This window comes from Colwellia sp. BRX8-5, assembly GCF_014077325.1.
GTDB lineage: Bacteria > Pseudomonadota > Gammaproteobacteria > Enterobacterales > Alteromonadaceae > Colwellia_A.
On sequence record NZ_JACGVR010000074.1, the window covers coordinates 1 to 964 of the forward strand.

At 39.5% G+C, this 964-nt stretch carries 1 protein-coding gene; it reads right to left on the reverse strand.

The features are described 5' to 3' along the window. Nucleotides 1-964, reverse strand: a 964-nt coding sequence (locus H4J62_RS19920) for an RNA-guided endonuclease TnpB family protein (protein WP_182231378.1), incomplete at both ends; no start/stop codon positions are given.

Sequence of the window (964 nt, forward strand, 5' to 3'; positions counted from 1 at the left end):
CACAGGAAAATTCTCGCACACTCAAATCGAATTTATGCTCATACTTACATCCATAGCAAATGCCGGAAGATTTCACAAACCGACCAATTTCATGGTAAACTACGCCATTTAATTCAGCCTTATACCTGGTTAATTCAGTGATCATTCCCATCACATTATCATTCACCATCTGGCCATTAAATTGCTGCATTCCTTTCACGTTTAAATCCTCAAACACGATAATATCGCTACTCTTGGCTATCGAGCATGATACTTCGTGAGCGAACGCTAGGCGTTGGCTAGAGATTTTCCCGTGAATTTTGTTTAAACGTGATTTTGTTTTGTGCCAGCGATTCGAACCTTTCTTACGACGGCTCAACTGGACTTGAATTTGTTTTAATTTCGTTGATGACTTCTTAAAAACTTTCGGGTTTTCAACGTACAGACCATTTGAGCCGACAACCGTATATTGGCTGTTGATGTCATAGCCCACAAGTGTTGATAGCACTTGCTTTTTACTCTTGCACTCGACTTTTTGAGTCAGTGAAACGTACCACTTCCCGTGCCTCATCTTGAAGGTTGCTGACTTGATTTTACTTTTAAGTTTACGATGAAGTGCAATTTTAACCGTACCAATTTTTGGAATAGTGATGCCGTTATTTTCCAGTCTTATATTTTCATTCGTATTGACCGAGCGGTAGCTATCATCGTGAAGTTTCTTCTGCTTAAAGCTGACCTTGAAAGTCGGAAACTTTTGAACCCTGCCTTTATTGAATGAATTCTTTAGTGCTGTTTCAAGGTCACGAGCCACTTGTTGTGAAGCCGCAGAGTCAAAATCTTTGAGCCATGAGAATTCATCGAACATTTTTAAATCTTTTATCAGCGATGCCATTTCATTGTAAAAAAGAAATGTTTTATCGTACCGATATCGACGCATATTTTCAGATAGCAACAAGTTCCATACGCCACGGGCGTATGCTCCAAA